This is a genomic window from Methanobrevibacter sp. 87.7, from assembly GCF_002208625.1.
Taxonomy (GTDB): domain Archaea; phylum Methanobacteriota; class Methanobacteria; order Methanobacteriales; family Methanobacteriaceae; genus Methanarmilla.
On record NZ_MRCT01000009.1, the window covers coordinates 1 to 21,447 of the forward strand.

17 protein-coding genes and 1 pseudogene are annotated in these 21,447 nt (G+C 26.3%); 6 read left to right on the forward strand and 12 right to left on the reverse strand.

Features of this window, described 5'->3' with window-relative positions; all coding sequences use genetic code 11:
- Positions 1 to 102: 102 nt before the first annotated feature.
- The 5 genes from hisB to BGI41_RS00910 all read right to left on the reverse strand — a co-directional run bounded on the left by hisB (position 103) and on the right by BGI41_RS00910 (position 4,540).
- Positions 103 to 681, reverse strand: a complete 579-nt coding sequence (gene hisB / locus BGI41_RS00890) for an imidazoleglycerol-phosphate dehydratase HisB (protein WP_088538370.1) — start codon at positions 679 to 681, stop codon at positions 103 to 105.
- Between the two features lie 90 nt (positions 682 to 771).
- Positions 772 to 972 carry a ferredoxin family protein gene (locus tag BGI41_RS00895; protein ID WP_233126288.1) on the reverse strand — a complete coding sequence of 67 codons (201 nt, stop codon included), beginning with the start codon at positions 970 to 972 and terminating at the stop codon, positions 772 to 774.
- Between the two features lies 1 nt (position 973).
- Complete coding sequence (locus BGI41_RS00900; RefSeq protein WP_088538371.1) at positions 974 to 1,666, reverse strand: TOBE domain-containing protein; 693 nt, start codon at positions 1,664 to 1,666, stop codon at positions 974 to 976.
- A 353-nt stretch (positions 1,667 to 2,019) separates the two neighbouring features.
- A complete protein-coding gene (locus BGI41_RS00905; protein ID WP_088538372.1) occupies positions 2,020 to 3,579 on the reverse strand; it encodes a flippase in 1,560 nt (519 codons plus the stop codon).
- A gap of 358 nt (positions 3,580 to 3,937) precedes the next feature.
- Positions 3,938 to 4,540 (reverse strand): flavodoxin family protein, encoded by a 603-nt coding sequence (locus BGI41_RS00910; RefSeq protein ID WP_088538386.1) that lies wholly within the window; start codon positions 4,538 to 4,540, stop codon positions 3,938 to 3,940.
- Positions 4,541 to 4,701: 161 nt separating this feature from the next.
- Here BGI41_RS00910 and BGI41_RS00915 point away from each other — a divergent pair, with 161 nt between their 5' ends.
- Positions 4,702 to 5,517 (forward strand): hypothetical protein, encoded by an 816-nt coding sequence (locus BGI41_RS00915; protein ID WP_088538373.1) that lies wholly within the window; start codon positions 4,702 to 4,704, stop codon positions 5,515 to 5,517.
- 80 nt (positions 5,518 to 5,597) lie between these two features.
- Here BGI41_RS00915 and BGI41_RS00920 read toward each other — a convergent pair whose 3' ends face one another.
- The 3 genes from BGI41_RS00920 to BGI41_RS00930 form a co-directional block, all read right to left on the reverse strand.
- Positions 5,598 to 5,915 carry a zinc ribbon domain-containing protein gene (locus tag BGI41_RS00920; RefSeq protein ID WP_088538374.1) on the reverse strand — a complete coding sequence of 106 codons (318 nt, stop codon included), beginning with the start codon at positions 5,913 to 5,915 and terminating at the stop codon, positions 5,598 to 5,600.
- A 91-nt stretch (positions 5,916 to 6,006) separates the two neighbouring features.
- Positions 6,007 to 7,230 carry a bifunctional 5,6,7,8-tetrahydromethanopterin hydro-lyase/3-hexulose-6-phosphate synthase gene (locus BGI41_RS00925; RefSeq protein WP_088538375.1) on the reverse strand — a complete coding sequence of 408 codons (1,224 nt, stop codon included), beginning with the start codon at positions 7,228 to 7,230 and terminating at the stop codon, positions 6,007 to 6,009.
- Positions 7,231 to 7,433: 203 nt separating this feature from the next.
- Positions 7,434 to 9,266 (reverse strand): threonine--tRNA ligase, encoded by a 1,833-nt coding sequence (locus BGI41_RS00930; RefSeq protein WP_088538376.1) that lies wholly within the window; start codon positions 9,264 to 9,266, stop codon positions 7,434 to 7,436.
- 255 nt (positions 9,267 to 9,521) lie between these two features.
- On the opposite strand from BGI41_RS00930, the gene ilvD reads away from it, so the two are divergent.
- The 3 genes from ilvD to argS all read left to right on the forward strand — a co-directional run bounded on the left by ilvD (position 9,522) and on the right by argS (position 13,867).
- Positions 9,522 to 11,177, forward strand: a complete 1,656-nt coding sequence (gene ilvD / locus BGI41_RS00935) for a dihydroxy-acid dehydratase (RefSeq protein ID WP_088538377.1) — start codon at positions 9,522 to 9,524, stop codon at positions 11,175 to 11,177.
- A gap of 451 nt (positions 11,178 to 11,628) precedes the next feature.
- Complete coding sequence (locus BGI41_RS00940) at positions 11,629 to 12,051, forward strand: signal peptidase I (protein ID WP_088538378.1); 423 nt, start codon at positions 11,629 to 11,631, stop codon at positions 12,049 to 12,051.
- Positions 12,052 to 12,142: 91 nt separating this feature from the next.
- Positions 12,143 to 13,867: an arginine--tRNA ligase gene (argS, locus tag BGI41_RS00945; RefSeq protein ID WP_088538379.1), complete on the forward strand. Its 1,725-nt coding sequence runs from the start codon at positions 12,143 to 12,145 to the stop codon at positions 13,865 to 13,867.
- A gap of 53 nt (positions 13,868 to 13,920) precedes the next feature.
- On the opposite strand, the gene BGI41_RS00950 is transcribed toward argS, so the two are convergent.
- From BGI41_RS00950 to purD, 4 genes and pseudogenes are all read right to left on the reverse strand, one after another.
- Positions 13,921 to 14,397: a MarR family winged helix-turn-helix transcriptional regulator gene (locus BGI41_RS00950; protein ID WP_088538380.1), complete on the reverse strand. Its 477-nt coding sequence runs from the start codon at positions 14,395 to 14,397 to the stop codon at positions 13,921 to 13,923.
- A 113-nt stretch (positions 14,398 to 14,510) separates the two neighbouring features.
- Positions 14,511 to 15,898: pseudogene (locus BGI41_RS00955) on the reverse strand (MATE family efflux transporter).
- A 482-nt stretch (positions 15,899 to 16,380) separates the two neighbouring features.
- On the reverse strand, positions 16,381 to 17,286 hold the full coding sequence (gene argF, locus BGI41_RS00960) for an ornithine carbamoyltransferase (protein ID WP_088538381.1): 906 nt from the start codon (positions 17,284 to 17,286) through the stop codon (positions 16,381 to 16,383).
- A 224-nt stretch (positions 17,287 to 17,510) separates the two neighbouring features.
- The gene (purD, locus tag BGI41_RS00965) at positions 17,511 to 18,824 is read right to left on the reverse strand and encodes a phosphoribosylamine--glycine ligase (protein ID WP_088538382.1); all 1,314 of its coding nucleotides are present in this window, start codon (positions 18,822 to 18,824) and stop codon (positions 17,511 to 17,513) included.
- Between the two features lie 316 nt (positions 18,825 to 19,140).
- On the opposite strand from purD, the gene BGI41_RS00970 reads away from it, so the two are divergent.
- Together BGI41_RS00970 and ilvN are read left to right on the forward strand one after the other, a co-directional pair.
- The gene (locus BGI41_RS00970; protein ID WP_088538383.1) at positions 19,141 to 20,841 is read left to right on the forward strand and encodes an acetolactate synthase large subunit; all 1,701 of its coding nucleotides are present in this window, start codon (positions 19,141 to 19,143) and stop codon (positions 20,839 to 20,841) included.
- A gap of 11 nt (positions 20,842 to 20,852) precedes the next feature.
- Complete coding sequence (ilvN, locus tag BGI41_RS00975) at positions 20,853 to 21,347, forward strand: acetolactate synthase small subunit (RefSeq protein ID WP_088538384.1); 495 nt, start codon at positions 20,853 to 20,855, stop codon at positions 21,345 to 21,347.
- Positions 21,348 to 21,447 lie beyond the last annotated feature (100 nt).

The window sequence follows — 21,447 nt, forward strand, 5'->3', positions numbered from 1 at the left end:
AATTAGTTGTTTAAATAAATTCCTTTTTTAGAATTTATTTAAAATAATTTTTTATTAAAATTTGAAGTTTATTAAAATATTTAAAAAATATAATAATAGATTTTATAAAACACCTTTAGTACTAGGTATTTTATTATGTTCAATTTTACATGCTTCTTTTAATGATTTAGCAAATGCTTTAAAAAGAGCTTCAGCTTTATGGTGATCATTAAAACCAGAAACTTTTCCATAGAAATTAATTTTAGCTGAATCTGCAAATGATTCAAAGAAATGAATTATATTTTGACTACTTACATCTCCAATTTTTTCATTAGTAAAATCAACATTTAAATTACAATAGCTACGACCACTAATATCTATTGCTACTGTTGCAAGTGAATCATCCATAGGTACTGTTGCATCAGCCATTCTTTTAATTCCTTTTTTATCACCAATAGCTTCTTTAAATGTTTCACCAAGAAGTATACCTACATCTTCAATAGTATGGTGATCATCAACTTCTATGTCTCCTTTTGATTTAATATTTAAATCAATAAAACTATGTCTTGAAAATGATTCTAACATATGATCTAGGAAATGTAAGCCAGTATCTATATTGTAATTTCCTTCACCATCTATGTTTAATTCTATTTCAATATCTGTTTCTGATGTTTTTCTTTTAAGTTTAGATTTTCTATCCATTATACCACTTAGTAAAAATTTAATTATTAGAATTTATTAATGATTTTAATAGATTATTTTAGTTTAAATAATGTTTAATAATTTTATAGTTTATCCATTTCTTTCAACTAAAATTGCATCTTGTTTACATGCCATTGCACATATAGTACAAACGTGGCAATATTGGAGGTTTGATGCATGTGCAACTTTATTTATTTTCCAAATTTTACCACCTTTTGGACATATTTCTTTACAATCTCCGCAACCATTACATTTTTCTTCATCAACTATTATTTTTAAAATTTTAAACACCTCAAATTTTTAGAGTTGCTATTGAAACAGCTTTAAATCCAATATATATTTCTTTACCAATGGTTAATTCTAAATCTTTAGATGCATAAACTGTAACATCTGCAAATATTGGTATTCCATCAACATCTATTTTTACTCTAATCATTTCATCTTCTAATTTTAATTCAATGATTTTACCTTTTAAAACATTACGGATACTGGATTTTTGTGGTTTTAGCATAATAAAAATATTATCATAACTAATCAATGCAATTATTCTATCTCCAACTTTATATTCTTCATGGAGTGGAATAGTTATGATTGTATTATTCATTTGTATTTTCATTATCCTTTTGCCTTTATCGATTTCAAGGACTGTTGCTTCTATTTCATTAACCTCTCTATGAAGCTCCATTATAGCATTGATTTTTTTACATTCCTTAAGAATCATTTTACCTTCTTCAGTTAAAGTGGTACTACCTCCACCACCTTTTCCGCCTTTAGTGGTGTTTACTACTGCAATATCTAAATTAGATTCAATTTTCCCTATGTAGTTTAATGCAGTTCTATATGATACTCCGGTGAGGTTAGCAGCTTCTTTAATTGAATTAGAAGAATTAATATATTTTAATAAATTAAATTTCTTCTGGTTGAGTAAATATGATTTTCCATCTAAACTTATCTTATATTCAACATCTGCAGTTACTTTTGTCATTAAAATTACCTACCATTATAGTAACTATATATACTATATCTTTAAACTAATTTAAAATTTTTTATATAATTTTAATATTTTGATTTAAACTTCTTTTTTATTCAATTTTAACTTAATATTTTTGTTTATTTTTTTAGTTTTTATTATTAAATTTTATTTTTATTTAAATAATATCTTAATAAGTTTTTTTATTTTATTTAATTAGTTTAATTCTATGGATTTTGTTTGATTTTTATTGATTTTTGTTTTCAACTGTTTATATATTGTATTTTATGATTTTTTCTTGTTAAACATTTTTTAGATTGTATTTTAGTTTTTATTAGTTTTATTTAGTTAGTATTTAGGTTTTTAAATTAATTCATTGCTTTTTCTTCAATTTTTTTAACTATTTTCATATAAATTCCTTCTAATGGACCAAATTTACCACTAAACTCTTTCATTCTTTCTATATCTTCTGATTCAAATATTCTAAGATAAATTAATGAAACTATATATATTATAGGGCTTAAAATTATTGCAAGTAATAATCCATATGTGTTATTTGGAATTAAATATAATATTATTCCCATTATAACGCTTGCTAAAATAATTTTTGTTAGTTTACCATATTTTAATTTTGATTCTGTAAGTCTTAAGGTTATATAAATAGTAGGTATTGTGAATATTACTGTTGAAATAGTGGTTGCAAGAGCACCTCCAACAATTCCCATTTTTTGAATAAAGAACCAATTAAGAATTACATTTAATCCAGATCCAAGAAGTAAAATATACATTGAGATTTTTGGGTGACCTATACCCTGTATAATACCTGTTGATACACTGTATAATGCATAAAATGTCATTCCAATAACAAGTACTGCAAGCGCAGTTCCTCCTAAGGAGTATTCTGCATTTGTGAAATAAACAACTCTCATTATTGGTTTTGCAAATAACATAATGAATATGCATAATGGTAGTGTTAATAATATTGAATATTCATAGGATTTAAATACATAATGATTTAATTGGGTTTTATCTCTTTTTACATAAGCTTCTGCTGCTGCAGGTAATATTGTAGTTGCAATAGATGTAGATACCATTAAAGGTAATCGTGCAATAGGATCTGCAGCTGTAAAGTATCCAATTAATGTACTTGTTAAAAAAATACCCATGATAAAAGTAGATATACTGTAAATAATCATTTCAGCAAGTGAAGTGATAGTTACAGGAATTGCAAAACTAATAAGTTTTTTTGCGAGTTTTATTTCATCTTTTATTTTAATTTTAAAATTAGGATTTTTATTTTTAAGATATTTTCCCATATACTTTTTATATATGTATATACCTGAAAGAGAACTGAAGAAAAATCCAAGGACTGAACCTAATACTGCACCAAATGCTTGTAATCCAATCAATACAAAGCCTGTAGCAAAAATAATCATGGTCATTTGTTCAATAGCCCTTGTTGCTACAATATACTCCATTTTATATACTCCTTGGAATGCACCTCTAAATGCACCAACGATTACACTAAAAGGAGTAATTAAACCTACAGCTTGTAATGGAAGTAATGCTGTAGGATTTTTAAATACAGAATATGCTAACCATGGCGCTACTATGGTTATCATAAAAAAACCCATAAGAATTCCTAAAAAGACCATAATCTTTAAAGATGTTCTTATAGTTTTTTTAGCCATATCTTCCTGATTAAGAGTATTATATTCAGATACATATTTTGCTATTGCAGGTGGAAGTCCTCCTGCAGACAATATTTGAAATACTCCTTGGAAAGGTAAGGTTAAACCTAAAATTCCATACATTGCTGGTCCAAGTAATGAAGCCATTAAAAAACGATAGAGATATCCACCAATACGAAATATAACATTTCCTATTAATATGAAAAAACTACCTTTTATTATCTTAGACTCAGTCATTATAACACCAATACTTTTAAAATTATATTTAAAATATTATTTAAATATTATTATAATTGGTTTATTTTCAGTATATCCTACATTTAATGATTTATGTTTTATTATGATTTTTTTCAATTCTTAAAAACTTAAAATAGAATTATTATAATATTTTAAATTTATAATATAAGTCTATAAATTTTTAAAATTTGAACTTTAATTAATTCAATATTAGTTTAATTTAATTTTATTGAGATTCTTTTATTTATTAATATATTTTTATTCTAAAATCTATTTTTAAATAATTAAATCATTTAATATATTAAATAAAGGTTTTTTTAATTTTTATTCTGATTTTAATGATTTTTTATTCTGATTTTTAGTCAATATATTTATCTAAAGCTTTCATAAATTCATTTAATGTTCTATTTAAAGTTTCAAAACCATATTCATCTTTTTTTGTTTCTTCTAAACTGTCTTGTGACCAAAAACAGCTACCAATATTGGATCCAAATGGTCCACCACTTATTGGAAGTATTCCATGTATCATATAATAAGTATTTATCTCTTGTATTGCAAGTTCTTGTCCACCACATCTATCTCCACCTATTGCAATACTCATACCTATTTTACCTCTTAATAGGTTATAATCAATAGCTTTTAATGCTCTTGTTCTATCCATTACAGATTTTAATTGAGCACTAATCCCTCCACTATGTATTGGAGAGGCTATTATTATTCCATCTGCTTTTTTCATTAAATTATAAAATTCTTCCATATCGTCTTTATTAATACATTCTTTATTTTCAAGACAATAATCGCAATGAAAACAGTATCCAATTTTTTTTCCTCTAACTCCAAAAAATTCTGTTTTAAAATTATTTTCATTTAATTTTTTAAGAGCTTCTTTTAAAACATATTCTGTTGTAGCAGATCTTGGACTTCCACATATTCCTAGTATTAATTTATCTTCTCTTTTCATATTCATTAATTTGATTTTAATTAATAAATCTTTATCTTTTAAAAAATTTCTATTTTTAATCTTATATGTAAACATTATATTTAATAGTAATATGTATATAAAAAGAGTTTTAAATATTTAAATAGTATAAAAATTTTAATAATTCTTATTCTGGTGTAATAATGAGGCATGTTAAAGGTATTGTTAAAAAGTATTCTAGAGAATATACTAGAACTTTAAAAGATGGTCAAAGAAAAACCTATAAAACAGAACAAATTCAAATTACAATACCTAAACAAGATAATGTTTTTGAAGATAAAGAAGAAGTTTTAATTTTACCATATTCTGATGATATTTTAGATTATGATAATAATTTAAATTCAATTAAAGAAGATTATTCTAAATTAGAAGAAAAAAATAGGAATCTTAATTTAAAACTTCAAGATTTTACTAATTTAGATAAAGAAAATCAAAAACTTATTTCTAAAATTAATAGTTTTGAGGATTTAGATAAAGAAAATAAAGAGCTTATTTCTAAAATTAATAGTTTTGAGGATTTAGATAAAGAAAATAAAGAGCTTAATTTAAAACTTCAAGATTTTAATAAATTAAAAAATGAGAATATTTTACTTAATAATAAACTTGATGAACTTTCTAATTTAGAAAATGAAAATAAAATACTTTTATCTAAACTTCAAGAATTTAATAGTATTAAAGAAAAAAATCAGGAGCTTATTGATACTATTGAAAATCTTAAATCTTTAAAAGATGAGAATCTAGAACTTAAAACAAAACTTCAAACTATTAAAGATTTAAATGAAAATAAAGAGTCTACAGAAGACAAAGATAAATTAATTTCTCAACTTCAAGAGGAATATCTTGGTCTTGTTAAAAAATATGATAATCTTCAAGAAGAATTATATTCTACTAAATATGATAAAATTTCAAATGAATATACAATTAAAAGACTTAAAAATTTTATTTTAAATCAAAATTAATTTTTTCATTTTTTTATTTTAAATTATGGGTGAACTATTTTTTTTATTTTTTTATTTTAAGTTAGTGTTAATTATTTATTTTATTTATTTCTATATCCTTTTTTCTCTTTTTTATTGAAATGTTCGAATTCAGATTCATAATTTTTATTCCATCTTTTAAGGTTTGGTAAGAAGTTTATAAGTAATCCAGTTGCATCTCCTTCTCTTAAATCAGGATTTTTATCTAACATTTCTTGAGCTTTTTTAACAATCATGTCTTCTACTGTTAAATCTGGTTCTGTAAATTCCCCATTTTGATAACAATCTGCACAATAATATTCATTTGGACTTCCATCTTTATTTGTACCTAGTTCATCTGTTCTTGTCATAGGTTTACCACATGAATTACAAAATCCCATATTATCACCTTAATTTGATTAATTAAAAAAATAGTTATTTATTGTTTAAAAATTTTAAAAAAAGAAAAAAAGTAAATAGTTATTTTACTATTTAAATAGTTTCATCTTCATCGAGAGCAAGTCTCATATTATCAGGATCTACTGGGAAGTGAGCTAAGAAATCATCAGCTGCTCTTCTAGGATCTCTAGAACCAATAATGTATCTTCCTGCAATAATAATATCTGCTCCTTTTGAAGTTGCTTCTTCAACTTTTTCTGGAGTAATTCCTCCAGCAACAGCAATTAAACCATTACCTAAGATTTTCTTAATTTCTTTAATATTTCCCCATTCAGTCATGTCACTAGTATCTTCACCTTTTTCAGCTTTACTAGTTTCTAAATCTACATTTCTGTGGAGTAAAACAATATCTGGTTTTAATTCAGGTTTGATTTGTTTAAGTTTTCCAGTAAAGTCATCTACATTCATCATATCTAATATAGAGTAAATACCTTGTTTTTGTGTTTCGTGAATAGCTTTTTCAATAGATTCAATAGTTCCAAGACCAGAAATTGCTACAGCATCAGCAGTTTCATCTGCTGCCATTTTAACTTCTACTCTTCCTACATCTAAAGTTTTTAAATCTGCAATAATAAATGCATCAGGACGTAATTCTCTAATTTTACTTACTACTCCAACACCGAATTTTTTAACAAGTGGAGTTCCTGCTTCAATAAGAATTCTTTCTCTTTGTGGAAGTGCATTCATGATTCTTTCTACAGCATCTAAGTTGTCTAAATCAAGAGCAACTTGTAAATATGGTGGGTTCCATAATCTTTGTACTTTGAAGCCCATAATTGGGTGAGTTCCACGGTCTTTTTCTGCTAAAACTTTTTTCATATCTGGGTATCCATTCATTGCTCTTCTAATTGCTAATTTAGTAGCACCATAATTGTATTGGTAAATTTTTCTGTAATCTTCAGCACCAGGTCCAATAAATACAGAAACTAAGATAACAATGTCATCTACAATATCTTTAGGTATTAATCCTTCTTCTACTGCATCAGCAACAGCTCTACCTACTGCAGTTTGTGCAGGTCCAAATACTTTACTTGCATCATCTAAGTTTCCAACTGTAACTTTAGGAATAATTGCAGTTGCAGGTTTAGTCATTAAGTTTGGTCTGATAACAGTAAGAAGTGGTGTGTGTCCTACTGATAAGTTAGTTAAACTAGTAGCAAAAGCAGTACCTGCTGGTCCTTCTTTGTCACCAATTATTAAATCAACGTGAGCTAATTCATCTCCATCTCCAATGAGAGCTTCTCCTATATTATACATTTCATATCCTCCAATCATATCAATTACTTAGAAAGTAATCATGAGTTTGATTATTATATATTATGTTATTAAATACATAAATATTTTTTATTAATCTTATTTTTATATTTTATATTATTTTAATTAATTTATATTACACTTGAAATCCATGTCTATAAATTAAAATGTATAAGTTAAGATTTTAACTTATACTTAATATTTATTTAAAAGTGAATTCTATTTTCAGTATATCTTGGTATAGGTAATCTTCTGTAAGGCATTCCTTTAGTTTTTTCATGGATTTCATTGATTAATTCATCAATAGTCATATCCACTTTTTCACCAGTTTCTCTTACAGTTACTTGGAATTTATTATTTTCTAATTCTTTATCTCCAATAACAAATACATATGGTACCCATTCTTTTGCAGCATTTCTGATTTTTTTACTTACTCTATCTTCAGTATTATCTATATCTACACGAATATTGTTTTCACTTAATTTATCTGCTAATTCGTTAGCAAATTCTAAATGTTTATCTGCAATTGGTAAAATTCTTACTTCAATTGGACTTAACCATACTGGTAACATTGGTGATCTTTCATTGATTTCTGTTGCAGTTTTTTCAAGTAAACTACAAATAACTCTTTCAATACTTCCAGTAGGTGAACAATGTAAGATTGTTGGGTGATGTTCTTTATTATCTTCACCAAGGTAGTTAATATCGAAACGTTTACCACTTTCAACATCAATTTGTACAGTAGGATTTTCAATAGGTCTTCCAAGGTAGTCAATTGCTGCAAAGTCTATTTTACAACTCCAATAATGTTTTCTTTCTGGTAAAATTTCTAAAAGCATTGGTTTACCTATTCTTCTTGCAGTATTGTACATCCATTCTTTATGTTCATCATAAAATGCTTTAGTTGCTCTAAATATGATTTCATAATTAACATCTAAATCAACACCAGTTTGTACACAGATATCTACTTGTTTATCAAATTCTTCTAAAGTATTATCCATATCTTTACAGAAAGTATGGAAATCAGGCATTGTAAATGCTCTTAATCTTTTAAGACCTACAACTTCTCCTTTTTGTTCATATCTGAAACTGTAAGTAGATAATTCATATACTTTTGCAGGAAGGTTTTTCCAAGTTAAGTATGTGTCTCCAAGTACTCTAAATGCACCGAAACAACATGCAAATCTAAGCATTAATGGATTTTTAGTAGCTGTTCTATATTGTCTTTCTCCAAATTTAGCTGCATGTTCTCTAATTGCATCATTTTCAAGATTATAGAAAATTGGAGTTTCAATAGGCATTGCACCTTGATCTACTACTAAATTATATACATAATCAGATAATAAGTCACGTACTAAACGACCTTTAGGATACCATTTAAGGTTTCCAACATCTGAAGCTGCTTCATAATCACATAATTCTTTTTCTCTCATTAATTTAACATGAGGAGGTTCACATTCTTCAGATTTAGCAGTACCTAATTCGTTTTTAACTAAGGTTTCTAATTGGCTTGTACTATCATATTCATAGTTTTCTGGATCGTAAATTTCACCATCAGAAAGTATGAACCATTCTGATTTAGGTCCTTCTTTTTTCTCTTCGTCATCATCAGACATATCTGAGGTTATGGTTCTTGAAAGTTCGCTTAATGGATGACCTTTACAAGATAATTTAAATCCTTTATACCAACCAAATGGAACTCTATATACATTGTATCCTTCTTCTTTAAGGGTTTTCTCAGCATTTTCTAATATTTCAATTGCAAATTTTGGAGAACCTAATGATGAAGATAAATGAGCATAAGGATATAATACAATATTTTCTGCTTTAACATCATCATATACTTTTTTAACTTCTTTAACCATATTTTTAACAATTGCATCAGGGTTTTTTTCATCTTCTTTTTCAACAGATGTGAAAACAACTAATGATTCTTTGAAATCTCCTTTTTTATGAGCATCATCAATTTTTTCTGCTACAGGAGTTTTATTTTTTGTTTCATATTCTAAATAATCTGAATGAATAAGTAATATTCGCATTTAATCACCTATTTGTAAAAATTAATAATTTAAAAAATTAGTATATAAATTTTTTATTATAACACTTTAAATTTTGTATATAATATTATTTATATTATATTTTTTATCGCGGATTTTTTATATAAAATTACTGTATTTTAAAAATTTTTTTATAAAAGAAATTATAAATATTATGATGTTTACTTTTTATCGTTTTATATAATGGTATTAGGTTTTTAAAAATTTTATTCTTAACTATTAATTTTAAGTGATTATATGAATAGTGATAATGTGAAAAAAGGCCCACAAAGGGCACCACATAGGTCTTTATTAAGGGCTTGCGGTCTTAAAGATGATGATTTTAAAAAACCATTTATTGGTATAGCAAACAGTTTTACTGAGGTTGTTCCAGGTCATATACACCTTAGAGAATTAGTTAAATATATTAAAAAAGGTATTATTGAAGCTGGAGGAATTCCTTTTGAATTCAATACTATGGCTATTTGTGATGGTATTGCAATGAATCATGAAGGTATGAAATATTCTCTTCCTTCAAGAGAAATTATTGTAAGTACTGTTGAAAGTATGACAAAAGGTCATAGTTTTGATGGTTTAGTACTTCTTCCTTCTTGTGATAAAGTTGTACCTGGTATGTTAATGGCAGCAGGTAGATTAGATGTTCCATCTATTGTTGTTACTGGTGGACCAATGAAACCAGGTCATTATAAAGGTAAAAATGCTGATTTAATTACTGTTTATGAAGCTTGTGGTGAATTAGCTGCAGGTAAAATCACTGAAGAAGATTTAAATGAACTTGAAAAAGTTGCATGTCCTGGTGCAGGTAGTTGTTCTGGATTATTCACTGCAAATACTATGGCTTGTGTTACTGAAACTTTAGGTATGAGTCTTCCAACATGTGCATCTGCACTTGCTCTTTCTGATGATAAAAAAGAAATTGCATATGAATCAGGTAAACGTATTGTTTCATTAATTAAAGAGGATATTAAACCTTCTGATATTATGACTCAAGAAGCATTTGAAAATGCTATTGCTGTGGATATGGCTCTTGGTGGATCTAGTAATACTGCTCTTCATATTCCTGCTATTGCAGCAGAACTTGAAGATAAAGGTGTTTCTGTAAACCTTGATTTATTTGATAAAATTAGTAATGAAATTCCACATATTGCACTTCTTTCACCTGCTGGACAACATACTATGCTTGATCTTCACAATGCTGGAGGTATACCTGCAGTATTAAAATCTATTCAATCTAAATTAAACAAAGATTGTATGACTTGTAGTGGTAAAAAATTAGGTGAAATCATTGATGAAACAGAAATTAAAGATTCTGATGTTATTCATTCAATGGATAATCCTATTCATAAAGAAGGTGGATTAGCAGTATTAAAAGGTAATCTTGCACCAAATGGTTCTATTGTTAAAAGAGGTGCTGTACCTGATGATTTATTACATCTTAAAGGACCTGCTAGAGTATATAACAGTGAAGAAGATGCTGTTGATGCAATCTTTGGTGGTAAAATCAATGAAGGAGATATTATTGTAATTAGATGTGAAGGTCCAAAAGGTGGACCAGGTATGAGGGAAATGTTAAATCCTACATCTGCTATTACTGGTATGGGTATTAAAAATGTTGGTCTTATTACTGATGGAAGATTCTCTGGAGGTACTAGAGGACCATGTATAGGTCATATTTCTCCTGAAGCTAAAAGTGGAGGACCAATTGGTCTTATTAAAGAAGGAGATATTATTGAAATTGATATCTTAAATAAAAAACTTAATGTAGAATTAAGTGATGAAGAATTAGAAGCAAGAAAAGGAACTATTGACCTTCCTGATAAAGAAGTTAAAGGATGGTTAAACATTTATAGACGTTCAGTTTCATCTGCTGATAAAGGTGCTATTTTAAGATAATTTTATCTTAACATCTTTTTTCTTTTTTTAGTTCTGTATTTTTTGTTTTAGTTTTTTTTAGTTTTATTTTGGTTTTGTATTCTTGTTTTAGTTTTTATTCTCTTTTTGTATTTTTTCTTAATTTATAAAATCCTATTTATTCTTTGCTTATTCAATATTTATTTTTATTAAAATCTTTTTTTATTAATAAATCTTATTTTATTATAAATTTTTTATAAATAATAATTATTTATACTAAAATTTCATTTATTTATTATAAATTTTAAATACTAATTTTTAAATACTTATAACATAAAATATAAAATTTATATTAATAAAATTATTTTATATTTTTTATTACTAAATCTAGTTTAATCAGATTAAATAGTCTATATATTAATGTATATAGATATTTTATAATATACTAGTTTAATTTAAATTTTTATTTATTAAATTCATAAAAGGTGTTTCTTTGTCTGAAACGAAAGAAATAATTCTTTATATTATAATAATTATTGTAGTCTTAATAGCAGGACAACATTTAAATGTTGTAGTATCTGGAAGTATGGAACCTGTTTTCTATAGGGGAGATATAGTTGTTGTTGAAAAGACTAATTGTTTTGGTATAAATGAATTTAATCCAGATGATGTAAAAGTAGGAGATATTGTTGTTTATGATGCAACATGGTATAATAGTCCAGTTGTACATAGGGTAATTAATATTACAAATATTAATGGAACAACATATTATGAGATTAAAGGAGATAATAATAAAGTTCCTGATCCATATCTGGCTACTAGTAGTCAAATTAAGGAAAGAGTTCTTACTATTAATGGTCAACCATTAATTATTCCTAAAATAGGATATCTTTCTATTTGGTTTAAAGGACTTTAATTTTAATTTCCTTTCTTTTTTTATTTAATTTAAAAATTTTGAGTTTTAAGACTCTTTAATCAACATATAATTTTTTATCATAGGTGAATCAATGTATAATGAAATAGAAAAACTCGCTATAAATGCTTTATATGATGCTACTTGTAAATTAGATACTGAAATTTCTAAAGATAAAATCACTTTAGAATTTCCTCCAAATCATGAATTAGGAGATCTTGCATCTACTGTTGCATTTCAATTAGCACCAATATTAAAAAAATCACCTGCAATGATTGCACAAGATATTGCAGAGGTTATTGAATGTCCTGAAATTTATAATAAAGTTGAAGCTAAAGGACCTTATGTAAATTTTTTTATTGATTATAATAAATTTGCAGTTGGATTACTTAATTCAATTCATGATGATTATGGTCAATTAAGTAAAATTGATGAAAAAATAGTTCTTGAACATACTAGTGCTAATCCTAATGGTCCATTACATATTGGACATATTAGAAATTCTATTATTGGGGATTCATTAACAAGACTTTTAAAAGCTTCTGGTAGAGAAGTTGAAACACAATATTATGTTAATGATATGGGTAGACAACTTGCTATGGTTGTTTATGGTATTAAAGAATTAGGTTTAAACATAGAAGATCAAGGTGAAGATAAAGTAGATCATAATATTGGTCAAATTTATCTTAAAGTTAATCAAAAATTTAAAGAAGATCCATCACTTGAATCTGGAGTAGATGCTTTAATTAAAGAGTATGAAAAAGGAGATAATGAGGAATTAAATAAATTATTTGAAGATACTATTAATAAATGTCTTGATGGAGTAAAAGCTACTTTAAAACGTATGCATATTAAACATGATAAATTTGTTTGGGAAGGAACTTTTGTATGTAATGGTGATGTAGATAAATATGTCGATGAAATGGTAGAAGTAGGTTATGCTCGTATGGAAGATGTTTTACGTCTTAAACTTGGTGAATTTGGTATTAAAAATAGTCTTGTTTTAAGAAGAGCTGATGGTACTTCACTTTATTCTACAAGAGATATTGCATATCATATGTATAAATGTGATCAAGGAGATATTGTTTTAGATATTCTTGGTGCAGATCATAAACTTGCATTCCGTCAAGTAAAAGCTGCTCTTGAAATTCTTGAAAAAATAAAACCTAATTCTGATGATGTAGAAGTTTTATTCTATGAATTTATTACATTACCTGAAGGAAGTATGTCTTCACGTACTGGTAACTTTATTTCAGTTGATGAACTTATTGATGAATCAGTTGAAAGAGCAAAAGAAGAAATTAAATCTAGACGTAATGATTTATCAGAAGAAGATATTGATGAAATTGCAGAAGAAATTGGTATTGGAGCAATAAGATTCTTTATTGCTAAATTATCTCCTGAAAAACATATTAAATTTAAATGGGAGGATGCATTAAACTTTGAAAGAGGTTGTGCATCTATTCAATATGCTCATGCTCGTGCTTCTAAATTACTTTCTAAAGCAGAAAATCAAGGAATTGATTTAGATAATTTAGAATTTGAGGATAATTGGGAACCTAATGAATTAGAATCTGATCTTGTTAGAACTTTAGCTAAATATCCTAAATTAATTGCAGATTCTGCAGAAATTAGAAGAATTCATCCAATTGCTGCTTATTGTCAAGAATTAGCAAGTGATTTTAATAAATTTTATAAATCTAATCAAGTAGTTGGATCTGAATTTGAATCTTCAAGATTAATTTTAGTTGAAAAAGCTAAAACCACTCTTAAAAATGCTTTAGATATTTTAGGTGTAGCTGCACCAGAAAGAATGTAATTTCACATTCTTACTTTTTTTTATTTTATTGTTTATTTGCTTGTTTTAGTTTTTTATTGGTTTTTTATTTTATTATTGTATTTTCTAGAATAATATTCTATTTCTTCTATTGTTTTTCTAAAATCTTCTTTTTTATTATTATCTAAGAATTTTAATATTTCTTCTTCCCATTTATAATCAATATCTCTAAATTTTTTAGCTAAATTATTTCCTTTTTCAGTTAATTTAATAATTTTTTCCCTTCTATTTTCTTTATTTTCTTCTCTTTCAATAATATTATTTTCTTCCATTTTTACTAGTGCTCTTGCAACAGTACCTTCTGTAACTCCATATGCATTAGCTATTTCTATTTGTGTACTATTATCGTTATTATTAACTTTTTCATGATAAAGGTACATTAAATATGGAAATTGTCCAAAACTAATGTCTTCGTTTTTTAATGCATGTTTTAGGTATATTGAATGATTTCTATGTATAGAATCAAAAAGACCAGGTAATCCTATTCCTGATTTTTTATTTATCTTTTCCATGTTTTACCTCTTAAATTTAATTATAACTTATAACTTATTAGTTCTAAGTGTTTTTATTATAAGTTATAAGTTATTTTTTTAATTTTTATTGATTTTCTTATTTTTAGCTTTTTTTAGTTTTTTGCATCTTTAAATTTGTTTAATTTATATAATTTTTTAACATATACGTTTATTGCAATAAATGCAATTATAGATCCTACAATATCTCCTATTACAATACCCCAGTAAACTCCTACTGCTCCTGCACTTAATACAAATGCGGCAATTGCACAGAATATAACATCAAGTATTAAACTTCTATTGTTGTTAATATTAAAGAATGGCTTCCTTTACCTAATGCTTGGAATACATTTGATGCAACTATTCCAAATGGTACTGGTAAGATGTATAATACCATAATTTGTAAGAATTGTGATATTAATGGTGCTAAATTTGCACTTGTTGATGAATATGAGAAAAGATATGCTAATGGATAAGAGAATATATAAAATATTGCAGCTACTACTACACTTACTATAAGTCCAATTTTTACACTATAATTTATTGTTGTGTTTAATTTTTCATAGTTTCTTTCACCATATGCAACACCAGCTACAGTAATTGATGCTGTTCCAATACCTATTGCTGGCATTATTCCAATTTGTACTAATCTCCAACCAGCAGTATATACTGCTACAGCAGTTGTACCTGCAGATATTGCAAGTATTGCATTAATAAGAATTGCAGTTATAGACATTACTAATTGTTCTATACTTGCTGGTATTCCAACAATAAGAATTTCTTTATACATATCTCTATTTCTTTTATAATAGTCAAGTTCCATTGAACAATATGTATTTTTCTTAATTTTAACCCAATATAAAAATTGTATAAGTCCTATTGTACCACTTAATACTGTTGCTAAAGCTGCTCCTGCAATACCTAAATTTAATATATAAATAAATATTGGATCTAAGATTATATTTAATACTGCAGTTGTTACAAGAGGTATAGTTGATCTTTTAACATCTCCTTCTCCTCTAAATATACCACCAAATAATGCTGGAAGAGTAAAGGAATATGTACCAAGTACAATTATTATACCATACTCCATTGCATAATTAATAACTTCTTTTGCACCCATTGCAATAAGTATAGGTTTTAATAATACAGTTAATACAATTGTTAATAAAATTGTAACTATTATACCAATTATTATTGAATGAACACTTGCATTACTTGCAGAATTATGTTTTTTTGCTCCAATAAATCTTGAAATAAGGGAGTTTGCACCTGCACCAACACCTACTCCAATACCTACTACAATTAAAAATAATGGTGTTACAAAACCTAATGCTGCAAGTGGATTAGAACCTAATCCTGCAACCCATATACTATCAATAACATTATTTGAACTCATAAGTAACATACTTAAAATTACTGGTAATGCTAACTTTCTTATTGCTTTTTTAGGATCTCCTCTAATTAATTTAATTCGTTCATTATCTGTTTCATTTGTCATTTTTACCTCTCTTTAGAACTTGTATTTGGATAAATTTATAATTCTTTATTTTTTGAATTTTTTTGTTAATATAATTTTCAAATATAAACATTATAACTCTTGTATATACAATACTTGCATATACAAGTATTTTAATATAAATCTTTAATATTATATAAAGATTTCTAAAAATTTCATAAAATTAAAAATTTAATAATTACAATAAAAAAGTAATTTATTGATTATTTAATTAAAAATTAGTATTTGTTTAATTTACTTTCTTTTAGCTAGTGTTTAAGTTTATTATAATATATAAAGTATAATAAAAGTTTTAAGACTTCTAATTGTTTGTTGTATTATTTAATAAAATTAGTAAATGTGTGTGGGTTTTAAATCTTCTAAATAATGGGTAATAAAAATAGTAAAAGAGAGTATTTTTAAAACTTCTAAATAAGTAGTAATAAAAATAGTAAAAAAGAGTAATGAATAGAATTTAATTTTATTTAATTTTTAAGATAATAGTATAAAATAGCTTTTTGTGCATGTAATCTATTTTCAGCTTCATCATAGATTACTGATTGTTTACCATCAATGATATCACTAGTAACTTCTTTACCTCTTATTGCAGGTAAACAATGCATAAATATTGCATCATCTTTTGCTAATTTCATAAGATTACTATTAACTTGGTATTTTGCAAAATCATTGTTTCTTTTTTCAGCCTCTTTTTCATCACCCATACTAACCCATACATCAGTATATACAGCATCTGCATCTTTTAATGCAATTTCAATATCAGAGGTTATAATGATTTCGCTACCTGTTTCTTTAGCTATTTCTTTTCCTTTTTTTACAATATCCTCATTAGGTTCATAACCTTTAGGACAAGCTATTGCAAAATCCATACCTAAACATGCACAAATAAGTAATAATGAATTAGAAACATTATTTCCATCACCAACAAAGGTTAATTTTCTATTAAAATCACCTTTATGTTCATATATAGTTAACATATCTGCAAATGCTTGGCATGGGTGTTCTTCATCTGTTAAACCATTTATAACAGGAATATCTGCTTCTTTAGCAAATTCAACTACATCTGCATGATTATTAGCTCTTATCATTATTGCATCAACAAATCTACTTAATACTTTTGCAGTATCTTTAATAGGTTCTCCTCTTCCAAGTTGTATATCATTTGTTGATAAAAAGAGTGCTGTTCCACCTAATTCATACATTCCTACTTCAAAGGAAACTCTTGTTCTTGTTGATGATTTTTGAAAAATCATTGCTAATTTTTGATCTTTTAATGGTTTTTCTTCTATTTTACCATTTTTAAAATCATTAGCTAATTTGATGATATCTAATACATCATCTTTAACATCACATACTGATAAAAGACTATTCATTTCATTACTCCAAAAAAATTAATAAGTATAATAAAGAATAATATATGTTTTTTATACTTATAAAAGCTTTTCTAATAAACTTTGATTTAATTTTAAAAAAAATATGGTTTAAAATCTATATTTTATATAATTAAATTAAATTAAGTTTTTTTAATCTAATTAAATAATTTTTAAACTTCAAAATAAATTTTTATATTAGAAAATAACTTAAATTTTAATAAAATTTAATTATTTCTAATTTCATTCATATGATTGACACGTTTTTGAACAAGAGTATCTGTACCTACATCTTTTCTATGGTAAACGTTACCTTTAACATATTTACATGCTTCTTCAGCTATTTTTTCTGCTTCAGATATACTTTTACCTTGAGCAACAATTCCTAAAGCTCTTGAACCTGTAAGTTTAATTTTTCCATCTTCTTCTGATACTGAAGCATAAAATATTTTAGCCCCTAAATCATTGATTTTATTTTCATCGACTTCAATATTTTCTCCAGCATATTTAGTATTTGGATATCCATCAGGTACTATATATTTACATACACTAGCAAGGTCTTTAAATTCAACTTTATCTAATGTTCCATTAACAATTGCTTTACATACATCAATCATTTTTGTATCCATTAAAGGAAGAACATTCATTGCTTCAGGATCTCCAAATCTTGCATTAAACTCTATTAAACGTGGTCCTTCATTTGATAACATAAATTGACCATATAATATTCCTTTATAAGGTTTAGCTTCTTTTGCAATTGCTTTTATAACTTTTTTCATGATTTCTACTGATTCATCATAATCTTCTTGAGTTAAAAATGGTAAAAGTCCACCTTTATCTGAGTAAGAACCCATACCTCCAGTAATTGCACCTTGGTCTCCTTCAAATGCATGTGGGTGATCTTGAGCAGCAGGCATTGGTGCTAAATGTTCTCCATCACAGAAAGCTTGAATAGTGTATTCTTCTCCAATTACACGTTCTTCAATAATTACTTGTGCAAATCCTCCCATTACATTATCAATAACTTCTGAAGCATATTCTTTTGCTTCTTCATTATTTTTTAAATGATCACCTACAATTTTAACTCCTTTTCCTCCAGTTAAACCTACAGGTTTTACTACAACTTGTTTATCATAAGAGTCAAGGAATTCATTAAGGTCTTTAGTATTATCAAATACTTTATAGGTTAAAGATCCTGGAATATTATATTTTTCAAATAAATTTCTCATAAATGATTTATCGGTTTCAATTCTTGCAGCACTTTGACAAGGACCTACACATTTTACTCCAACTTCTTCAAGTTTATCTACAATACCTTTTCCAAGTGGAGATTCTGGACCAATAACTGCAATTTCAATATTATTTTCTTTTGCATATTCTGCAACTTTATTAACATCCCCTTCATCACCTATAGTATATTTGGATATTTTGCTTATTCCTGGATTTTTTTTGCTAATATATGTATACAAGTCTACATCATCTTTTAATGAGTCACATATTGCATTTTCTCTAGCACCAGCACCAACTACTAAAACTTTCATAATTTCACCTTTTTTTTAAAATATCATTAAATAATTTCTAATTATTAAAGTTTATATAAATCTTTAAATATAATATTATTGTATTTTAGTAAATGAATAAAATAAATTTGTAAATTTGTATTACTAATTCTTTTTAGAAAATTTATAATAAATAATATAGAAATTTTTAAATTAAGTTTTTAAATTGTTTATTTATTCTTTAAATTTTATAATTTTAAATATGGTTTTATACATTTTAAAACATTATTTTAGTTAAAAATTTTAAAAATTAAGTTTTTAAATTAAGAATTAGTAATTATTTAAAAAAGGTGATTGAATGAAGGGCGGAGAAGCTATTATAAAAGCTCTAAAAGAACAAGGTGTAGATACTATATTTGGTTATCCTGGTGGAACAGTTATACCATTTTATGATTCATTGTATGATGATGATTTAAACCATATTTTAGTACGTCATGAACAATGTGCTGCACATGCTGCAGAAGGATATGCTAGGGCTTCCGGTAAAGTGGGTGTTTGTGTAGCTACTTCAGGTCCGGGTGCAACTAACCTTATTACAGGTATTGCTAATGCTTATATGGATTCTTCTCCAATTATAGCTTTAACTGGTCAAGTATCCTCAAATTTAATTGGAAATGATGCATTTCAAGAAGCAGATATTATGGGAATTTCAATGCCTATTACAAAACATAATTATCAAATTAAAGATATTGATAGTATCCCATCAATTATCAAATCAAGTTTTAATATAGCTAAAACTGGTCGTCCAGGACCTGTTCTTATTGATATCCCAAAAGAAATGCAAGAAAATGAATTAACTAAATATAGTACTTCATTAATTAAAACACCAGGTTATAATCCTACTCTTAAAGGAAATATTAAACAAGTTAAAACTGCTTGCAAATTAATTGCTAAAGCTAAAAATCCTATGATATTAGCTGGTGGAGGAGTTATTATTTCTGGTGCTAGTGCTGAATTACAAAAATTCGCAAAAACAATTAAAGCTCCAGTTGTAACTACTTTAATGGGTAAAGGTGCTGTTCCTGAAGATGAAGATTACTCTCTTGGTATGTTAGGAATGCATGGAAGATTAGTTGCTAATAAAAATATTAATAAAGCAGATATTTTAATTGCTATTGGTACTAGATTTTCAGATAGGACTACTGGTAAATTAGACGAATTTTTACCTAATGGTACTAAAGTTATACATATTGATGTTGATCCTGCTGAAATTGGTAAAAATGTTGATGTAGATATTCCTATTGTTGGAGATGCTAAAAACATTTTAAAAATCTTTAACAATGAATTAAAATCATATAAACCTAATAATGATGCTGTTAATTGGTTTAAAAATTTAGAAATTAAAAAACAAGAATTAATACCTAGAACTAATTATGATAGTGTTCCATTAATGCCACAAAGAGTTATTAGGGAAATATCTGAAGGATTAACTGAAGATTCAATTGTTACAACTGATGTTGGTCTTCATCAAATGTTTGCTGCACATTACTTTAATGTTAATAAACCACGTAAATTCATATCTTCTGGTGGTCTTGGAACTATGGGATTCGGTTTCCCAGCAGCTATTGGTGCAAAAGTTGCATGTGAAGATGATCCTGTTTTATCTATTGTTGGTGATGGTGGATTCTTAATGGTATGTCAAGAACTTGCAACAGTTCGTGAATATGATTTACCTGTTATTGTCACTATTTTAAACAATCGTAAATTAGGTATGGTATATCAATGGCAAAGTTTATTATATAATCAACGTTTATCAGAAACTGATCTTGGAAATGTTCCAGACTTTGTTAAATTAGCAGAAAGTTTCAATATTAATGCTGAAAAAATCACTCAACCAGGTGAAACTAAAAAAGCTGTACAAAAAGCTATTAAAGATAATGAAGCTCTTGTATTAGATATTGAAATTAAGAAAAATGAATTCTTACCTATGGTTCCTGCAGGTGCAGGTGTTGAAGAAATTCTTGGTGAATATGAGCTTGCTAAAGACTATGAAAATTAGAGGGATTAAAAATGCTTGAAAGTCATACAATATCTACTTTGGTTGAAGATAAACCAGGTGTTTTACAAAAAGTTACAAGTCTTTTTACAAGAAGAGGATTTAACATTAGCAGTATTACAGTAGGTGAATCTGAAGTTGAATCTTTGGCTAGAATGGTAATCGTTGTAAACGCTGATGAAAAAGGTTTAGAACAAGTTAAAAAACAATTAAACAAATTAATTGATGTTATTAAAGTTAAAGAATTAAAACCAGGAGTATCTGTTAAAAGAGAACTTTGTTTAATTAAAGTTAAAACTAAAAATGAGAAAGCTAGATCTGAAATCATGCAATATGTTAATATTTTCAGAGGTAAAATTATTGATGTCTGTGATAATAATGTAACAATTGAAATTACTGGTGATCCAAGTAAAATTGATGCATTAATTAGACTAGTTAAAGGATATGGAATTAAAAAAATAGCTCGTACAGGACCAACTGCTGTATCTAGAGGTATTGTTCAAAATTAATTCTTATCTTTTTTATTTTTAGTTTTTTTATTATTTTTTTAGTTTTTATTTTTTTTAGGTATTTTTTGTGTTTTTGTGTTTTTTTTAGTTTTTATTTTTT